The 17,837-nt window shown below is 69.6% G+C and carries 13 protein-coding genes; 6 read left to right on the forward strand and 7 right to left on the reverse strand.

Going from position 1 to position 17,837, the window contains the following annotated elements:
- Nucleotides 1–2: 2 nt before the first annotated feature.
- From ACGFI6_RS30565 to ACGFI6_RS30575, 3 genes are all read right to left on the reverse strand, one after another.
- On the reverse strand, nt 3–965 hold the full coding sequence (locus ACGFI6_RS30565; protein WP_393124617.1) for an AAA family ATPase: 963 nt from the start codon (nt 963–965) through the stop codon (nt 3–5).
- 78 nt (nt 966–1,043) lie between these two features.
- Nucleotides 1,044–2,336: a sensor histidine kinase gene (locus ACGFI6_RS30570; protein ID WP_393124619.1), complete on the reverse strand. Its 1,293-nt coding sequence runs from the start codon at nt 2,334–2,336 to the stop codon at nt 1,044–1,046.
- A gap of 7 nt (nt 2,337–2,343) precedes the next feature.
- On the reverse strand, nt 2,344–3,030 hold the full coding sequence (locus ACGFI6_RS30575; RefSeq protein ID WP_393124620.1) for a response regulator transcription factor: 687 nt from the start codon (nt 3,028–3,030) through the stop codon (nt 2,344–2,346).
- Between the two features lie 53 nt (nt 3,031–3,083).
- Here ACGFI6_RS30575 and ACGFI6_RS30580 point away from each other — a divergent pair, with 53 nt between their 5' ends.
- From ACGFI6_RS30580 to ACGFI6_RS30595, 4 genes are all read left to right on the forward strand, one after another.
- Complete coding sequence (locus tag ACGFI6_RS30580) at nt 3,084–4,688, forward strand: BTAD domain-containing putative transcriptional regulator (protein WP_393124621.1); 1,605 nt, start codon at nt 3,084–3,086, stop codon at nt 4,686–4,688.
- Complete coding sequence (locus ACGFI6_RS30585) at nt 4,685–5,932, forward strand: hypothetical protein (protein WP_393124622.1); 1,248 nt, start codon at nt 4,685–4,687, stop codon at nt 5,930–5,932. The genes ACGFI6_RS30580 and ACGFI6_RS30585 overlap by 4 nt, the downstream gene beginning before the upstream one ends.
- A 218-nt stretch (nt 5,933–6,150) precedes the next feature.
- Nucleotides 6,151–6,696 (forward strand): LuxR C-terminal-related transcriptional regulator, encoded by a 546-nt coding sequence (locus tag ACGFI6_RS30590; protein ID WP_393124623.1) that lies wholly within the window; start codon nt 6,151–6,153, stop codon nt 6,694–6,696.
- A complete protein-coding gene (locus ACGFI6_RS30595; RefSeq protein ID WP_393124624.1) occupies nt 6,693–8,315 on the forward strand; it encodes an AAA family ATPase in 1,623 nt (540 codons plus the stop codon). The genes ACGFI6_RS30590 and ACGFI6_RS30595 overlap by 4 nt, the downstream gene beginning before the upstream one ends.
- A 53-nt stretch (nt 8,316–8,368) precedes the next feature.
- Here ACGFI6_RS30595 and ACGFI6_RS30600 read toward each other — a convergent pair whose 3' ends face one another.
- The 4 genes from ACGFI6_RS30600 to glgX all read right to left on the reverse strand — a co-directional run bounded on the left by ACGFI6_RS30600 (nt 8,369) and on the right by glgX (nt 14,971).
- Entirely contained in the window at nt 8,369–8,566 is a 198-nt protein-coding gene (locus ACGFI6_RS30600) for a hypothetical protein (protein WP_393124626.1), read from the reverse strand.
- 156 nt (nt 8,567–8,722) lie between these two features.
- Nucleotides 8,723–10,462 (reverse strand): malto-oligosyltrehalose trehalohydrolase, encoded by a 1,740-nt coding sequence (gene treZ, locus ACGFI6_RS30605; protein ID WP_393124628.1) that lies wholly within the window; start codon nt 10,460–10,462, stop codon nt 8,723–8,725.
- Nucleotide 10,463: 1 nt separating this feature from the next.
- The gene (treY, locus tag ACGFI6_RS30610) at nt 10,464–12,857 is read right to left on the reverse strand and encodes a malto-oligosyltrehalose synthase (protein ID WP_393124630.1); all 2,394 of its coding nucleotides are present in this window, start codon (nt 12,855–12,857) and stop codon (nt 10,464–10,466) included.
- The gene (gene glgX / locus ACGFI6_RS30615; protein ID WP_393124632.1) at nt 12,854–14,971 is read right to left on the reverse strand and encodes a glycogen debranching protein GlgX; all 2,118 of its coding nucleotides are present in this window, start codon (nt 14,969–14,971) and stop codon (nt 12,854–12,856) included. Before glgX ends, treY begins: the two co-directional genes overlap by 4 nt.
- A gap of 260 nt (nt 14,972–15,231) precedes the next feature.
- Between glgX and ACGFI6_RS30620 the strand changes: the two genes are divergently transcribed.
- Nucleotides 15,232–15,711 (forward strand): hypothetical protein, encoded by a 480-nt coding sequence (locus ACGFI6_RS30620; protein WP_393124634.1) that lies wholly within the window; start codon nt 15,232–15,234, stop codon nt 15,709–15,711.
- Nucleotides 15,708–17,828, forward strand: a complete 2,121-nt coding sequence (locus ACGFI6_RS30625; RefSeq protein ID WP_393124636.1) for a bifunctional polysaccharide deacetylase/glycosyltransferase family 2 protein — start codon at nt 15,708–15,710, stop codon at nt 17,826–17,828. Before ACGFI6_RS30620 ends, ACGFI6_RS30625 begins: the two co-directional genes overlap by 4 nt.
- Nucleotides 17,829–17,837: the final 9 nt, after the last annotated feature.

The raw sequence follows: 17,837 nt of genomic DNA on the forward strand, positions 1-17,837 counted from the left end.
GCTCAGCTCGCGGTGGTGCCGGCCGTCGGTGCCGGTACGGCGGAGAGCACCTCGTCCACCACCGACGACGGAGGTCGTTGACTCAGCTCGGCGTCGGGCGTCAGCACCAGACGGTGCGCGAGGACCGGCTGCGCGACCTGCTTCACGTCGTCGGGCGTGGTGAACGCACGCCCGTCGGTGGCGGCGAACGCGCGGGCCGCTCGCACCAGGGCGATGCTGCCGCGTGGGCTCGCTCCGTACCGGACCGCGGTGTGCTCGCGGGTCGCGGCGGCAAGCTTCACGGCGTACGAACTGATCGCGGGATCCACGTGGACCGACCGGACCGCGGCGATCGCGTTCTGCAATGCCGGCACGTCGATGACCGGGCTGAGCGAATCGGGCCCGACCCGGCCGGTGTCGCCGAGCACGATCCGGACCTCGGCGTCGTGGTCGGGGTAGCCGATCTCGATCCGCATCAGGAACCGGTCGAGCTGGGCCTCGGGCAGCCGGTAGGTGCCCTCCATCTCGATCGGGTTCTGGGTGCCGATCACCAGGAACGGGTCCGGGACGGCGCGGGTGTTCGAGTCGACCGTGACGCGGCGCTCGGCCATCACCTCGAGCAGCGCGGACTGCGTCTTCGGCGTACCGCGGTTGATCTCGTCGGCGACCACCACGTTCGCGAAGATGCCGCCTGGGTGGAACTCGAACGACTCGTTGCCCTGGTGGTACACCATGACGCCGGTGATGTCGCCGGGCAGCAGATCCGGGGTGAACTGGATGCGGTTCCAGCTGGCGTCGATGCTGCGCGCGATGCACCGGGCGAGTGTGGTCTTGCCGAGCCCCGGTACGTCCTCGATCAGCAGGTGCCCCTCGGCGAACAGCGCGGTCAGCGCCAGCCGGATCACCTCAGGCTTCCCGTGAATCACCTTCGCCAGATTGTCCGCCACCAACCGGTAAGCCTCACCAGGCGGAATGGTCGCGCTCATGTAACTCCCCTGTGTACGCCGGACTGCACTCCGTGACCCTACTCAGCCCTGGTCCATCCGCTGTCCAGAACCGGTCTACTACTGGACAGTAGGCAGCTGGATCTCGAAGATCGCGCCGCCCTCGTCGGCGTTGTAGACCTTCAGGTCACCGCCGTGCGCGAGCACGACCCAGCGCACGATCGACAACCCGAGCCCGGTCGAGCCACCACCGGTCGTGCCGGTCGTGCCGTCGCCGGTCGTGTACGGGTCGAACAGGTCCGCGCCGACCGCCGGATCGATGCCCGGCCCCTGGTCCGCGACCGTGATCCGCCCGTCGGCGACCGTGACCGTGATGATCGCCTGGTCGGCGCCCGGTGTGCGACCGTGCCGCATCGCGTTCCCGAGGACGTTGCCGATCGCCCGCTGCAGCAGCGTCGGATCGGCCTTGACCATCGTCGGCGCGGTCACCAGCGAGAACCGCGCGCCCTCGGTCGGCAGGTCCTCGACGACGCCCGCGACCAGCTGATCCAGCCAGACCGGCTGCATCGCGAGGTGTTCGACTCCGGCCGCCAATCGTGCCCGAACGAGCAGACCGTCGATGATGTCGCCCATCCGTCCGGCCAGCCGTACAGTCCGCGGGAGCAGCTCCGCACGTTGTTCTGGGTCGCGGGCAGCGGTCTCGGCCAGGGCGCGGAGCGCGGCAACCGGCGTACGGAGATCGTGCGCGGTCTCGGCGAGGAGCGTCTCCTGCTGCTCCAGCGCGGCCATCGCAGGACGGATCGCGCGGCCGGACAGCCAGTAGCTGAGCAGCGCGGCGGCCCCGATCAGGATCGCGCAGACGACCAGTACGGCGATCGTCAGCTTCTGGTGCCGATCCGCCTGCGGCTGAGTGTTCTCCCAGGCCACGACGGCGCCCACGTACTGGTTGCTGGAATCCTTGAACGGCTTCGCCGCGACCCGGATCGGGTCACCGTTCAACGCCTTCTTGTCGGCCGACACCTGGACGCCGTCGCGCACTGCGTCCGCAGTGATTCCGGCAAGCAGTTGCTGGTCGACCTTGACGCAGCCACGGGTACTGAACCGTGCGGGAAAGTCGCTCGGTCGCCCTGGCATGACAGCGAAATCGGGGCAGTCGGCGGTCAGCGGGTCGGCCGGGACGCGGGCCGTGACGAGGGCGTCGTTGTGCTCGTCGATGAGCCGCAGTACGGGCTCGACGACCACGCTGAGGTTGTTGTCCAGCTGGGCGTCGGTACGTTGCGCGTCCAGGATGATGATGACCGGCGCCAGGATGATCAGCGCGACGGTGTTGATCGCGGTGAACAGGACCGTGAGCCACCAGCGCAACCGGCGCAGGTTGTCCGCGGACGGACCGCGCATCCCACGCCGGCTCATCCGGCCCTCACCGCGCCTGTCCGGGGTTGACCAGCCTGTACCCCTGGCCGCGGACAGCCTGGATCAGGTCCGGGCCGCCGCGCAGCCGGTTCCGCAGGCGGGTGATCGTGACGTCGACGGCGTTCGACATCGGGCCGTCGCCGTCCCAGCAGTGCTCGATCAGCTGGGCGCGCGTGACCAGCTGCTCGGGCCGCGACATCAGGTACTCGAGCACGCAGAACTCCTTGCCTCGCAGCGTCAGCAGTACGCCGGCCCGGTGCACCGTACGCCGCGCAGTGTCGAGCTCCACGTCTGCGTGCCGGATGATCGGCGGCCGGATCGTGGGACCCCGGCGCACCAGGCTGAGCACCCGGACGATCAGTTCCTCGACCGCGAACGGCTTGATCAGGTAGTCGTCGCCACCGTGCTCGAAGCCGTCCACCCGATCGGCCAGCGTGTCCCGTCCGGTCAGGAACAGTACCGGGACCGTCCAGCCCTCCTTGCGGCGGCGGCCGACGTACTCCAGCGAGTCGACCTTGCGGCCGTCGATCTCGAACATCCGGTCGAAGACCACGCAGTCGTACGCATTCACGAACAGCGCCTCGTCCGCGGCCGCGATGTCCACCGCCAGGTCGACGGCGAGCTTGGCGGAGCGGAGCGCCGCCGGGACGGCCACCTGGAGCTCCTCGTCGTCCTCTACCACCAGTACCCGCACGGTCAACCTCGCGTGTCATCGAAATGTCATCGTCCCCCCGGATCGTATGTGTCATGAACGGTCACGCAGCGCACTCACCGGACCGGTTGAGCTTCCGGGTCCTCGGCCCGCTCGAGGTCGACGGCCCGGACGGGCACCCGCTGGACCTCTGCGGCGGCAAGCCCGCAACCGTACTGACACTGCTCCTGCTGCACCGCAACGCCTGGGTCAGCACCGAGCAACTCGTCGACGCGGTCTGGGCGGGCCGGGACGTGCCGGCGTCCGCCCAGAACAACCTCAAGACGTACGTCTGGCAGCTGCGCCGCTCGCTGCCCGAGGAGCGGATCGAGAGCCGCCCTGGCGCGTACCGGGTACACGTCCTGCCCGGTGAGCTGGACGCGGACGTCGCCGCCGCCCTGTGCGACGAGGCGCGGGACCTGCTCACCCACAAGGACGCCGGCCACGCGGTACGGGTCGTCCAGGAGGCGCTTGGCCTCTGGCGCGGTGCGCCGTACGACGGCCTGACCGCCGACGCGACCTCCGCGGTCGACCGGCTCACCGAGCTGCACCGGGCGCTGCGCGAGGACCTCGCGGATGCCCAACTGCTGCTGGAGCGGCCCGCCGAGGCGATCGCTGTACTGCGGGCGCTCACCGAGGAGGAGCCGCTGCGCGAGCTGGCCTGGGCGCGGCTGATGACGGCGTACCGCCAGGTGGGCCGCCGGCACGACGCGCTGGCCGCGTACCAGCGAGCGCGGACCGCGCTGGTCCGCGACCTCGGCATCGAGCCTGGTGCCGAACTGACCGCGCTGCATCAGCAGATCCTCAGTGAGGAGTCGCCTGCGGTCCTGGCGACGCCGGTGCCGCCGGTGACCTCGAACCTGCCGCCGCGGGTGCGCGGGTTCATCGCTCGCGGACCCGAGCTGCGGGCGCTGCGCGGCGCGACCGGAGTGGTCACGATCGACGGGATTCCTGGCATCGGCAAGACCGCGTTCGCACTCGAGGTCGCCGCCGCCTCCGGATTCGAGACCCAGCAGTACGTCGACCTGAACCGGTCGGCGTCCTTGGCGGCGCCGTTCGCGACCGGCCTGCTGATCCTGGACAACGTCGAGCACGCCGACCAGGTCCGGCACCTGCTGCCGAACGACCCGAACGCGCTGGTGCTCGTGATCAGCCGCCGCCGGCTCTCCGACCTGGACCGGACGGCCGCGCTGACACTCGACGTACTCGCGCCGGACGACGCCGCACGGTTCACCGACATCGAGCAGATCCTGTCCTCCTGCGGCGGTCATCCTGGAGCGCTCCGGCACCTGGTCGAGCGGCTGCGCAACCGGCAGCCGTGGACCGTCACGCGGATGGCTGCCCGCCTCGAGGAACAGACGGCGCGCTGCCAGGCGCTGGCCGAAGTACTGGCCCGCTTCGACACCGCGTACGACACGCTCCCCGGTCCCGTCCAGCGGCTGTACCGGCTGATCGGGATGAGCCCGCGCTTCGATCTCCGCCAGGCGGCTCGGGTTGCCGGCGTCAGCCAGTCCGAGGCCGAGTTGATGATCGACCAGCTGATGGACCTCAACCTGGTCGCCGAACCGGCACCGGGCCGGTTCGAAATGCTCGCGGTCGTTCGCGATCACGCGAACCAGCTGCTGGTCGCCGCCGGCCCGAAAGCGGAGCTGGTCGCATGAGAGCGGCCGCCTACGGCTCCGCGCCCCGGGCGGAGGGCGGGTCGGAGTACGGCGGTTCCACGGCGACCATCCCGCAGGCGACCGCGGTCGGGACCGCGCTGGTTCAGCCCCGGGTGCAGCAGCCGCGGACGCTGGTCGCCTCCGTGGGATCGGCCGAACCGTCCAAGCCGAAGTTGCGCCTGAACGACGAGCCGGCCGCTCCCGCACCGTCCGCGGACTCTGTCGAGCGCCCGGACAAGGCGATCCATGTCGGGCAGATCGTGTGCTGGCAGCTGGCCGTCGTCGCGATCGGCGCGTCGACCAGCGGCTCCCGGACCATCCTGGTCCTGACCTCGGTCGCGGCCGTCTCGCTGATCCTGCTCACCGCGGTCCGCGTCCGCGGTTCGTGGCTGTACCGCTGGGTCGGTGTGCTGCTGCTGTTCCTGGTCCGTCGTCGTCGGCACGACCTCGGCGACGACCTCGCGATCCGGCTGGTCAGTACGTTCCAGGGCCGGACCTCGACCGATCGGGTGATCGTCCGCGAGCAGCCGTACGGCGTCCTCAGCCGGCCTGCGGGAGCGAGCGTCGCGTTGCGGCTCGGGCCGGACATGCACCATCGGCTGCTGCCGCAGTTCGGGTCGTTCGCCGAGGCGACCGACGAGCAGCCGGTCGGCATCGACGTACAGCTCGTCCTGCACACCGGGGTGAAGCAGAACCAGCCGCCGCGGGCATGGATCGCGATCGCGGCCGAGCGGACACCGGACATCGCGACCGACGAGCAGCTGCGGCAGGTGCTGGCGAACACGGTCCGCCGACTGGTCCGGCGGTTCGACCGCGAGCAGGTCGAGAGCATGCCGCTCGACGAGTCCGACCTGCTGGCGTCGCTCGGCGCACTGGCGCACGCGAACGCGGGCCGCGGCCAGATCCACGAACGCTGGGCCTCCTGGTCCTGCGGCCCGGTACGGCAGCTGTGCGTCCGGCTGGCCGGATCCGCATCCTTGCCTGCAGCAACTACACAGGCGTTGATCGGCACCCTGCTCGGAACCGGCACCGGCGCCGCACAGACCATCGCCGTCACCGTCACCTCGACCTCCACCCGCCACGACGTCGTCCTCCGGCTCGCCGCCTCACACCCGGCGACGCTGGACACGGCGTTCTCCGTCCTCACCACACTGGCCCGCTCCTTCGGCGTCGAGCCAGAACGCCTAGACGGCCGCCACGCCACCGGCGTAGCCGCCACCCTTCCCTTGGGGGTCAAGCTATGACTGTGCACCTTGCCATGCCTCCGGCGCGGCGGGTCATGGGGCTCGACCTCCCGGCCTTCCCTCGTCGCTCCAGTCGCTCCGCTCCCTCCGCTCCTCAGTCCAGGCCGGGAGGCCCCATGACCGTCACGATGCTCAACCGACCCACTGGATTTCAGCAGGTCCCTGCGCACAGCGGGCTTGCGGAACTGCTTGCGTCCGCTGAGAACGAAGTGATTGCGATGAGCACGCTGACTCCGGCGGGGCCGACATTCGGGCCGCGCGAGGTCAAGCACGGCGTGCGCTACCGGGCGATCTTCCCCGATCACGCACGCACCACGCCGACCGTCGGCCGGCACCTCGGCGCACTGTCGGTGGCCGGCGTCGCCGTACGGACGATCCCGCAGGTGCCGATGAACGCGATCGTCATCGACGGCTCGGTCGTCGTGCTGCCCGCCGACACCGCGAACGGCAGCGTCGCCGTACTGCGACTGACGAGCGTGGTCGCGACCGCTCTGGAGTTGTTCGAGCGGATCTGGCCGGACGCCGTGCCGCTGGCCGACCGCGACCTGCCGGACGAGGCCGACCTGTCGCTGCGGGAGCAGGAGATGCTCCGGCTGCTGGCACTCGGCGCGACCGACGAGGTGGCCGCGGCACACCTGGACATCTCGGTCCGTACGGTCCGGCGAATGGTCGCGCAGATCATGAACCGGCTCGGCGCCCGTAGCCGTTTCCAGGCCGGCGTCAAGGCAGCAGACCGCGGCTGGTTGCTAGAGCGCGCGTCATGAGGACCCTGACCGTCGCGGCCGATCGTCCCGGCGCGTACCGCACGATCGGCTCCGCTCTCCTCGAGGCGCCGGACGGAGCCACGGTGGCGATCGCTGCCGGGACGTACGCCGAGACGCTCGAGCTCACCGGTCGGACGGTCACGCTGCAAGCCGAGGACGGCGCAACCGTCGTACTGGACGGGTCAGGTGCCGACTGGCCGACGATCCGCGCTGTCGACGGCGCACTGACCGTGCGCGGCCTGGAGATCCGTGCGAGTGAAGGCGTCGCGGTCTCCGTCGACCGTACGGCGCTGACACTTTCGCACTGCGCCGTCATGGGGAAGACGCGGCCGGCGATCAGCGTGCATGCGAGTACGTCGTTCAGCATCGAGCGCTGCACCGTGAGCGGCGCGGAGACCGGGATCGTGGTCGAAGGCGCCGGCGGGCAGATCCTGGACACCACCGTCCGCGAGGTCACCGGCGACGGCATAGTCGTTGCCCTGGGCGCCGATCCGCTGATTCGCGGCTGCGTCGTCAGCGGCTGCGGCGGACGCGGCGTGTACAGCTACCAGTACAGCCGTCCGGAGCTCGTCGACGTCGAGGTCGCCCGGACCGGCGCGGAAGGTATCGGCGTCGCCCATGGCAGTATGCCCGTGCTGCGCCGGCCGCAGATCCACGACACCCGAGGACCCGCGATCACCTTCGCGGCCGGCTGTGGTGGGACGGTCGAGGGACTGCGCGCCTCGAACACCGCAGAGCCCGCGCTGTCGGTCGCGGCGGGCAGCACGGTCGACGTGGTCGAGGAGAGTACGGCCGCGGTCGAGAACGGACCCGTCGACGACCTGCTCGCCGAGCTCGACGCGATGGTTGGACTGCCCGCGGTCAAGGCCGAGGTCCGCGCGCTCGTCGACGAGATCCAGGTGAACGAGTGGCGCCGGTCCGCGGGCCTGTCGATCGGCGCGGTCAGCCATCACCTGATCTTCGCGGGCGCACCGGGGACCGGGAAGACGACCGTGGCGCGGCTGTACGGGAAGCTGCTGAAGGCGCTCGGTGCGCTGCCCGACGGAGGGTTCGTCGAGGTGTCGCGGCGGGATCTGGTGGGTCAGTACATCGGGCATACCGCGGAGAAGACCGCGCAGGTGTTCGAGAAGGCGCTCGGCGGCGTGCTGTTCATCGACGAGGCGTACACCCTGTCGCGCGGGGCCGACGGCGACTACGGGCAGGAGGCGATCGACGCGCTGGTCAAGCTGATGGAGGACCACCGCGACGAGATCGCGATCATCGTCGCCGGGTACACCGTCGAGATGACCGGCTTCCTGGCCGCGAACCCCGGCCTGGCATCCCGGTTCTCCAAGACCATCGAGTTCGAGAACTACACCGCCGCGGAGCTGCTGCTGATCACCGACCGAATGGTTGCCGGGGGCGACTATCTCCTGGACCCGGCGGCCGGCGGACCGCTGACGTCGTACTTCGACCGGATCGCGGGCGGCCCCAACTTCGGCAACGCGCGCGAGGCCCGCCGCCTGGTCGAAGCGATCCGGAAAGCCCAGTCGCAACGCCTGCGCACGCTGGGCCGCCGCCCCACCCTCGAAGAACTCCGCGCCCTCCTGGCCGACGACGTAACCACCGCCGCCGGCTGAGAGGCCGATCCCGGTGGCCTGGTCTGGCGGGCCCTGTCACCGGTTTGGTGGGTTCAGTTGAGGGTGTGCTTGGGGATGTCCTGGTGTGCGGATGGGCGGTGGTTGTCGCCCGCGGTGTGCTCGACGGTGCGATCAGTCGGGCGTGGGGCCGGACAGACGGGGCCGCGGCGGATCGGGCCGCCACCCAGTTTCCGGCTCTTCCACTGTTTGTCCTCGTAGTCGTAGTAGGTGTCGACGCCTCCGACGGTCATCCGGTCCTCCCGTGGTAACCCCCCGGCCCTGCTGGCCTCTCCACGGTCCGCCACGTGGACCGTGGCCACAAGCGATTCCGGAAATCACCACGGATCAACACCGGTGAACGCTGGCTTGTGTTGATTTGATCGACAAACGTGGGGCGTTGGTAACTCTCACACGGCGACGATCGCTACGCCGTGACCCGGCAACCGCACTCCGGCGTCGGTCACCTCGGCTCCGGCGAACGACATCACCAGGTACTCCGTGCCGAGCGGATCGCCCCGGTCGACCGGCACCAGCGCCTCCTCGGCGGCCAGGTTCGCGACCACCCGCAGGCTGCCGCGGCTCACCACCAGCCAGCCGCCGGCCGGATCGAACGCGACCCCGGCGGACTCGAGCCGGTCGTCGCGCAACTCCGGCATCCGCGCCCGGAACGTGAGCAGATGCCGGTACCAGGCGAGCAGCTCCCGATGCGGCTCGTCGTCGGGCTCCGACCAGTCGAGCACCGAACTGCGCCACGTCTGCGGATCCTGCGGGTCCGGGATCTCGTCCGCGTCCCAGCCGAACTCCGCGAACTCCCGCCGCCGCCCCGTCCGCACCGCATCGGCCAGCGCCGGCTCGGTGAAGTCCGTGAAGAACCTCCACGGCGTCGAGGCACCCCACTCCTCACCCATGAAGAGCATCGGCGTGTACGGCGACGTGAGCACGAGCGCGGCGCCGATCGCCAACTGCCCCGGGGTCAACGCGGGACGGTCACCGAGCGCCCGGTTGCCGATCTGGTCGTGGTTGGACGTGTACGCGAGGAACTGGCTGCCGCGATGCGTCCGCGGATCGACCGGCCGCCCCCACAGCTTGTGCCGGAACGTGGAGTACGTGCCGTCGTGCAGGAACACCTTGGTCAGTGTCTTCGCGAACACCGCAGGATCGCCGAAGTCCACGTAGTACCCGAAGCGCTCACCGGTCAGCAGCGAGTGCAGCGCGTGGTGGAAGTCGTCGCTCCACTGCGCGGTCATCCCCATCCCGCCATCGGACACCGGGTCCACCGTGCGCGGATCGTTCAGGTCCGACTCCGCTACGAGGCCCAGCGGCCGTCCGAGCTCTCTGGACAGCGCGGCGGTCTCCGTGGACAGCTGCTGGAGCAGGTGCGTCGGGCTGTCGTCGACGAGTGCGTGGACGGCATCAAGTCGCAGTACGTCGAAGTGGAAGTCGCGGAACCAGCGCAGCGCGTTGTCGCAGATCCACCGGCGTACCTCGGAGCTCCCGGTGTCGTCCAGGTTGACGGCCGGGCCCCACGGCGTGGAGTGCCGCGTGGTGAAGTACGGACCGAACTTGTCGAGGTAGTTCCCGCTCGGGCCCAGGTGGTTGTAGACCACGTCGAGACAGACAGCCAGCCCGGCGTCATGACAGCGGTCGACGAACCGCTGCAGCGCCTCCGGGCCGCCGTACGGGGCGTGCACCGCGTACAGGTCGACGCCGTCGTACCCCCAGCCGTGGACACCGGGGAACGCCGCGACCGGCAGCAGCGAGACCACCTCGACGCCCAGCACCGCCAGGTAGTCCAGGTGCTCGGCGGCCGCGTCCAGCGTGCCTTCGAGCGTGAACGTACCGATGTGCAGCTCGTAGAACACGGCGCCGCGAGCGTCCCGGCCAGTCCAGCTGTCGTCCGTCCACTCGTGGCGGTCCGCGTCGAACACCCTGCTGAACCCGTGGACGCCGTCGGGCTGCCAGGCACTGCGTGGATCGGGCAGTGGGTCGCTGCCGTCGATGGAGTACGCGTAGTCGGTGCCGTGGTGCGCTTCCGCCACCTGTCGTTCCCACCAGCCGTCGTGGGCCCAGCGCATCGGCAGTACGCCGTCGCGCAGGACCAGATCGACGTTCGTTGCCGTTGGCACCCAGACGCGGAAGGTGTGCATGTCAGCTCCTGACCAGCAGCGCGACCGGCAGATCGCTCAGCAGGTCGTCGATCCGGGCGGCACCGGCGACCTCGCGGCCGGTCAGTACGTTCTTCCACTGGCCACTCGGCAGCACGACAGTGCTCTCGCCCCAGCCACCGAGCCGCTGCAGTGCTGCGGGCAACCGGGTCGCCACCGTGATGACCGCGTCGCCACGCGCATACGCGACCGCGTGCCCGTTCGACGTCGGCAGTGGCGTGTAACTGCCAGCAAAGGCATCTGCGTACTGGCGACGGATCCGCAACGCACGGGACGTCACCAGCAGCTTCTCGTCGGACAGGTCCTGCGGCTTGCCTCCAGCGTCCAGCCGCTGCAGCCGCTCGATGCGCTGCTGGTAGTCGACCTCACGCCGGTTGTCCGGGTCCACAAGGGACAGGTCGACCAGCTCGGTGCCCTGGTACACATCCGGTACGCCGGGCATCGTCAACTGCACCAGCTTCTGCCCGAGCGTTGCTGCGCGTACGTAGCCGGTCTGGTCGTCCGCGAAGCGGCGTACCGAGTCCAGCACTGTCTTGTCCTGCAGGACTGCTTTAGCGAACCCCGCCACCGTCTGCTCGTACTCCTCGTCCGGAGACGTCCAGGAGGTCAGTCGCTTGGCCTCACGGATCGCCTTGAGCAGGTAGGCCTGCAGCCGGTCCTCGGCGAGCGGGCCGTCGTCCCAGGTGCCGAAGAGCGTCTGCCAGAACAGGTACTCCGTGCTGCCGTCCAGTAGTGGGCTGCGGTGCTCCTCGGACAGGCGGCGCCACTCGCGGACAGCCTCGGACCACGCCGCGGGTTGCTCGGACAGCACACCGAGGCGTGCACGTACGTCCTCGGAGCGCTTGGTGTCGTGTGTGGACAGCGTGGTCATCGTCTTCGGCCAGTGCTTGTTCAGCCGGGAGGCGTACGCGTGGAACTCCTCCGGCGAGACGCCGAAGTGCTCCGGGTCCCCACCGACCTCGTTGAGCGACGTGAGCCGCAGCCACCGGTAGAACGCGGTGTCCTCGATGCCCTTGGCCATCACCGGACCGCACGTCTGCTGGAACCGTACGATCAGCTCGGCCCGCGCCTGCTCGTCGATCGTGCTGGTCTCCCGGCCGAGCAGCAGGTGCAGTACGACGTCCAGCGTGGCCTGCCGGTCCTCGTCGAGGTTGGCCCGGGCCTTCTCGGCCGCCCGCTCCAGCGCGGCCACCGCCGACGCCGGGGCCGGCTCACCTGGTACGACATACGCGCGGTAGATGTCGAAGTGGACGAGCAGCTCGGCCACGACCGCATGGAACGACCGCCTGGTGTGGTCACGCAGCCGAACGTCGTCCTGGCAGATGCGGGCCATCAACTCGACCAGGCGATGCACCTCGGCGTACTGACCGTGCTGGACGATCTCCCGCTTCGCCTCCTCAACCACCGGCGCGAAGTCGGCCGGCGCACCGGTCAACTCGGAGTGCAGCGCCGACAGCGGTGCAGCACCCGCGGGGTCGATGAACAGTCCGCCGACGCGCAGCAGAGCGTCGTACCCGGTAGTGCCGGCGCAGGGCCAGTCGCGCGGCAGCTCCTCGTCGCCTTCAAGGATCTTCTCCACCACGACCCATGCGCCGCCGGTGCGCTCGGCCAGCCGGCGCAGGTACCCACGGGGATCGGCCAGGCCGTCCGGGTGGTCGATGCGGTATCCGTTCAGCTTGCCCTCGTGCAGCAGCGCCAGCAGGAGCTGATGCGTCGCGTCGAAGACCTCCTGCGTCTCCTGCCGTACTGCGGCGAGCGTGTCGACGTCGAAGAACCGCCGGTAGTTCAGCTCCTCGTCAGCGACCCGCCAGTGCGCCAGGCGGTACCACTGCTCGGTGACAAGCTCCTCCAGCGGCAGCGCCTCCGTCCCCGGGCGCAGCGGGTACTCGTGCTCGTAGTACCGCAGCACGTCGCCGTCGACCGACAGCTCACCGTCGGCCAGCACCTTGCCGATCCGGTGACCGAGCACCGCCATCAGCAGCGGCTGGTTGCCCGCACCCCAGTCCACGTCGAACCAGTCCGCGTACTGCGAACCCGGCCCGAGCCGCAGCACCGACCACAGCGCCTTGTTCAGGCTCTCCGGCGTCGGTACGGCGACGTGGTTCGGGACGACGTCCGCGACGGCACCCATGCGGTGCTCGGTGAGCCGGGCCGAGAGGTTATCCAACGCGGGCCGGCCGCCCATCGGCTCCGACAGGCGGCTGTGGTCCACCACGTCGTACCCGTGGGTCGAACCGGGCGCAGCCTGGAGGATGGGCGACAGGTACGCGTGGGAGATCCCGAGGCTCGCCAGGTACGGGACCACCGCGGCCGCGTCGTCGAAACCGAACTCGGCGCGGAGCTGGAACCGGTAGGTGGCCTGCGGGACCCCCCTCATCCGGCAGCCTGCCTCGGACGGGTCAGGATCACCGTGCTGCGGGCCTCCAGCTGGACCGTGCTGCCCGCCGGATGCGGCTCCTCAGGGCCGGCGCCCGTGCTGGTCGTCGTGTCCACCACCACCGTCCAGCCCTCGCCGTACTCCTCCGGTGGCAGCAGGAAGTCGACCGGTTCGAAGTTGCCGTTGAGCAGCACCATGAACGAGTCGTCGACCACCGGCTCGCCGCGCGGGTCCGGCTCGGAGATCGCGTCGCCGTTCAGGAAGACCGCCATCGCGCGGGCGTCGTCGCGCTGCCAGTCACCGTTCTGCATCTCGGTGCCGTTCGGCGTGAACCACACCAGGTCGCCGAGGCCGTCGACGCCGGTGTCACCGTGGAAGAACCGGCGCCGGCGCAGGACCGGGTGGTTGTTGCGCAGCTTGACCAGCGACCGGGTGAACTCGAGCAGGTGCTTCTGCGGCTCGTCCAGCTCCCAGTCGATCCAGGCGAGCTCGTTGTCCTGGCAGTAGACGTTGTTGTTGCCGCGCTGCGTCCGGCCGAGCTCGTCGCCGTGGGCGATCATCGGCACGCCCTGCGAGATCAGCAGGGTGGTCAGGAAGTTCCGCTCCTGCTTGGCGCGCAGCCGCAGCACCTCGGGGTCGTCGGTCGGGCCCTCGGCGCCGCAGTTCCAGGAGCGGTTGAAGCTCTCGCCGTCGTTGCCGCCCTCGCCGTTCGCCTCGTTGTGCTTCTCGTTGTACGAGACCAGGTCGCGCAGGGTGAAGCCGTCGTGCGCGGTGATGAAGTTGATGCTCGCCAGCGGCCGGCGGCTGTCGTCCTGGTACAGGTCGGACGAGCCGGTCAGCCGGGACGCGAACTCGGCGAGCGTGGACTTCTCGCCGCGCCAGTAGTCCCGGACGGTGTCGCGGTACTTGCCGTTCCACTCGGTCCACAGCGGCGGGAAGTTGCCGACCTGGTAGCCGCCGTCGCCGACGTCCCACGGCTCGGCGATCAGCTTCACCTGGCTCACCACCGGGTCCTGCTGGACCATCTCGAAGAACGCCGACAGCCGGTCCACCTCGTGGAACTGCCGGGCCAGCGTGGCCGCCAGGTCGAAGCGGAAGCCGTCGACGTGCATCTCGGTCACCCAGTAGCGCAGCGAGTCCATGATCAGCTGCAGGACGTGCGGGTGCCGCATCAGCAGGCTGTTGCCGGTGCCGGTGGTGTCGTAGTAGTGCGTCTTGTCCTGGTCGACCAGCCGGTAGTAGGCCGCGTTGTCGATGCCCTTGAACGACAGCGTCGGGCCGAACTCGTTCCCCTCGGCGGTGTGGTTGTAGACGACGTCGAGGATCACCTCGATGTCCGCCTCGTGCAGCGCCTTCACCATCGTCTTGAACTCGGTCACCTGCTGACCGCGGGTCCCGGTCGAGCAGTAGGCGTTGTGCGGTGCGAAGAAGCCGATCGTGTTGTAGCCCCAGTAGTTCGACAGGCCGAGCTCCTGCAGGTGCCCGTCCTGCGCGAACTGGTGCACCGGCATCAGCTCGATCGCGGACACCCCGAGCTCCTTGAGGTGCTCGATGACCGCCGGGTGGCCGATCCCGGCGTACGTGCCGCGGATGTTCTCCGGCAGCCCCGGGTGGGTCTTGGTGAGGCCCTTGACGTGCGCCTCGTAGATCACCGTCTCGTGGTACGCGTGCCCCGGCGGGCGGTCGGTGCCCCAGTCGAAGAACGGGTTGGTCACCACCGAGACCATGGTGTGCTCGCGGTTGTCCATGGTGTTCAGCTCGTCCGGCTGGCCGAACCGGTAGCTGAACAGCGACTCGTCACCGTCGATCTGCCCGTCGACAGCCTTCGCGTACGGGTCCAGGAGCAGCTTGGACGGGTTGCACCGGTGCCCCTCGGCCGGGTTGTACGGCCCGTGCACCCGGAAGCCGTACTGCTGGCCGGGCTGGACGCCCGGGAGGTACCCGTGGTGCACGAAACCGTCCACCTCGGTCAGCTGCACCAACTGTTCCGTCCCGTCGTCGCCGAGCAGCGACAGGTCAACTCGTTCGGCAACCTCCGAGAACACCGCGAAGTTCGTCCCGGAGCCGTCGTACGTGGCACCGAGAGGGTAAGGACGACCAGGCCATTTCTGCACCAGACGACAGTAGCCACCCCTACCCCCAGGCACTGCACGGCGGGGTGTTTCGCTTCCGAGAATTCACCGACCAAGGGATTGCAACAACCTGCAATAGTTGGAACGTCCCAATTTCCGCTCGGTTCGGCTAAGCTCCCACGCTTGTGACACCGCCCTCCCCTCGCCGAGCGGTCTTCCTGGACTCGACCGGACGTCGCCGTAGAACCATCCGCAGAACCGGCGCTCTCCTCGCCGTGCCTACCGTCGGTTACCTGGTGCTCATGGCCAGTAGCCTGCTCGGTGGGCCACAGATGGACACGCCGTTGATCCCGCTGCCCGACAACGCCAAAGCCAAGCACCACCCGACCACGCCGGCCGTCGAGGCGGCAGTACAGACCCCGACTCCGGGTGACGATTCGGCCACTCCGGGCAGCGACCCGTCCGAGCAGTCGAGCACGGGCATGAGCTCCCCGACCGACGGTTCGTCGACCTCACCGTCGTCGAGCACGAGCACGACCGCTCCGACTGCGCCGGCCACAGCACCTCCGACCGTCGGCAGTACGACGATCGTCCCGCCGGTGCCGCCGACCGCCGTACCGACAGTCGTCCCGATCACCGCGCCGCCCAGCACCACTGCGCCGACGACGGCGCCGACAACGACCACCACGACCACCGCGCCGACTGCGACGACCACCTCCACGAACCACGGCAAGAAGCCGACCACCCCACCCGGCAAGACCAAGACGCCCACGCAGCCGTGAGCCGCCCGGTCGCGCGGCGGGCCAAACAGGTACCGCTGCGTACGCACTGGATCGTCCTGACCATGTTGCTGGTCTGCCTGTCGACCATGCTGCTGCTGAACGGCTACACGCACCACATGTTCGGCGCGGAGCCGGACGGCGCGGTCAGGTCGCCCGGCGGGTCCGGGAACGTACCGCGGCAGATCGCGACCGGCGGTCCGGTGATCGACGCAGGCTCCGGCGCGCCCCGATCGGTGGCGCCGCACGCCCGCACCATCGCACTCACGTTCGACGACGGCCCCGACCCGGTCTGGACGCCCAAGGTCCTCGACCTGCTCCGCGAGCAGCACGTGCACGCGACCTTCTTCGTCGTCGGCACCGCGGTCGCGGCGCACCCGGAACTGGCCCGCCGGATCGTTGCCGAAGGCCACCAGATTGCGGTGCACACGTTCACGCACGCGAACCTGTCGACCGCCTCCTCGTGGCGGCGGGCGCTGGAGCTCCGGCAGAGCCAGCTGATCCTCGCCGGTGCCACAGGTGTCAGTACGACACTCATCCGGCCGCCGTACTCCTCCGAGCCGAGTGAACTGACCGACCGCGACTGGAAGGCACTGCAGGAGATCCGTGCCGCCGGATACCTGGCCGTACTGTCCAGCCAGGACAGTGAGGACTGGCGGCGGCCAGGGGTCGAGCAGGTGATCGCCAACTCGATGCCACGCAGCACTGCGGGACAGGTGCTGCTCATGCACGACGCAGGTGGCGACCGTGGCCAGACCATCGAGGCTCTGACCAGGCTGCTCCCCCGGCTGAAGGCTCGTGGCTTCCGGTTCGACACGGTCAGCGAGGCGGTCGGCCTTCCGGACCCGACGCAGAAGTCCGGCCTGCTGGAGCGCGTCCGCGGCCTCGCGGTCATCTGGGTGCTGCGGATCAGCAACTGGGTCCTGACCGTCATCGGTTGGCTCTTGTACGCCGCCGGTGCGCTGAGCGTGCTGCGGGCGATCACCACGGTCGTCGCCGCCCGCCGGCACGCGAAGATGCGCGGCTGGACCTACGGGCCACCGGTGACCGAGCCGGTCAGCGTCATCGTTCCGGCGTACAACGAGAGCGCGGGGATCGAGGCGGCGATCCGGTCGCTGATCGCGTCCGACCATCCGCTGGAGGTGATCGTCGTCGACGACGGCTCCACGGACGGTACGGCGGACCTCGTCGAATCGCTGCACCTGCCCGGCGTACGCGTGATCCGGCAGGTGAACGCCGGCAAGCCGGTCGCGCTCAACACCGGGCTGAAGGCGGCCCGGTTCGAGCTGGTCGTGATGGTCGACGGCGACACAGTGTTCGAGCCGGACGCGGTACGCAAGCTCATCCAGCCGTTCGGGCATCCTGCGGTCGGAGCGGTCTCTGGGAACGCCAAGGTGGGCAACCGCCGCGGTCTGCTCGGTCGCTGGCAGCACATCGAGTACGTGATCGGGTTCAACCTGGACCGGCGGCTGTTCGACCTCGCGGAGTGCATGCCGACCGTACCGGGCGCAGTCGGCGCGTTCCGACGTACGGCGCTGGAACGCATCGGCGGGCTCAGCGACGTGACGCTGGCCGAGGACACCGACCTGACGATGGCGCTGTGCCGGGACGGGTGGCGCGTGGTCTACGAGGAGAGCGCGGTGGCGTGGACCGAGGCCCCTGCCTCGATGGGCGCCCTGTGGCGTCAGCGGTACCGCTGGTGCTACGGCACCCTCCAGGCGATGTGGAAGCACCGGGGCGCGATGGTGCAGCGCGGCCGGGCCGGGAAGTTCGGCCGGCGCGGTCTGACGTACCTGATGCTCTTCCAGGTCCTGCTGCCGCTGCTCGCACCGGTGGTTGACGTGTTCGCGATCTACGGCCTGGTGTTCCTCAACCCGGTGCGGGTGCTGGGCGTGTGGGCCGCCTTCGTACTGCTGCAGCTGGGCATGGGGTTCTACGCGTTCCGGCTGGACGGCGAGCGGGCCGGTCCGCTGTGGACGCTCCCGCTGCAGCAGTTCGTTTACCGGCAGCTGATGTACCTCGTAGTGATCCAGTCGGTCTTCACCGCACTGGCCGGTACCAGGCTGCGCTGGCAGCGCATGGAGAGGTACGGCAGTCTGCAGGCACCGATCGTGCCCTAACCTACAGTG

Origin of the sequence: Kribbella sp. NPDC048928 (genome assembly GCF_043197975.1) — a bacterium.
GTDB lineage: Bacteria > Actinomycetota > Actinomycetes > Propionibacteriales > Kribbellaceae > Kribbella.